The sequence below is a fragment of the Salinivibrio costicola subsp. alcaliphilus genome (assembly GCF_001996185.1).
In the GTDB taxonomy this organism is placed as follows: Bacteria; Pseudomonadota; Gammaproteobacteria; order Enterobacterales; family Vibrionaceae; genus Salinivibrio; species Salinivibrio costicola.
In genome coordinates, this window is the sequence record NZ_MUFR01000119.1 from 1 (window position 1) to 695 (window position 695).

The 695-nt window shown below is 42.3% G+C and carries 1 protein-coding gene; it reads right to left on the minus strand.

The genetic code is table 11. The features are described 5' to 3' along the window. Window positions 1-360 precede the first annotated feature (360 nt). The gene (locus tag BZJ21_RS15435; RefSeq protein ID WP_037189692.1) at window positions 361-594 is read right to left on the minus strand and encodes a hypothetical protein; all 234 of its coding nucleotides are present in this window, start codon (window positions 592-594) and stop codon (window positions 361-363) included. Window positions 595-695 lie beyond the last annotated feature (101 nt).

A 695-nucleotide genomic window follows, 5' to 3' on the forward strand; every position in this document is an offset into this window, starting at 1 on the left:
GTTCATCTGTTACTGACTCGTCAAGTTTGGCAGTGCGTTCTACTACACTTACTTTATGTTGACGGTCAAGATGGTTTACTTCACGAGTTGCGATCTTAGCCACAACTTCCGCTGACTGCATAAAGCCATAGTATGCTGCGATTGCTACTACGATAATGATGATAATTGCTAAATCCATGTTACACCTCTAGTTTGTTGATAGTTACGTTAACCATAATATGAGAGCGCTACCCGTTAATTCTTAGGTTAGTCACCGTTATTCAAAATGTAAGAGCCCTAAGAGTTGTTATCCTTTCCTATCGGTGTGAGTGTGAGACAAAAATTAAGACAACCCGAAGGTTGCCTTAATGTTAAGTTTACTTAGAAGTCGTCTAGACTTCCTTCGACAGAAGCTGCCTCATTTACTAATGGGTCATACCCTAACTTGTCGAGGACCATGCCCGCGACACGTTTACCTGCAGGATGCTGGTTAAGTAGGACACCTCCTACTTCGGTATTGTTATACACGATACCATACGCTTTGATACGGTCTGGACACGTAGTGGGTAGGCTTTTGTAAGTTTTTGCAATAGCTTTGATGACTTTCTTAGACATAAATTTCTCCTATTGTTAATGTCAATGCTTAAGAGCCGAAAAAAGGACCCACGTTACGAAGTAAGGGGGGGTACCTTTTGCCAGAAGTCGCTGCGAGAGGA

Bases quoted from the DNA above. Each gene is read 5' to 3' on its own strand.
- BZJ21_RS15435 (WP_037189692.1), bottom strand. From the start codon at position 594: ATGTCTAAGAAAGTCATCAAAGCTATTGCAAAAACTTACAAAAGCCTA.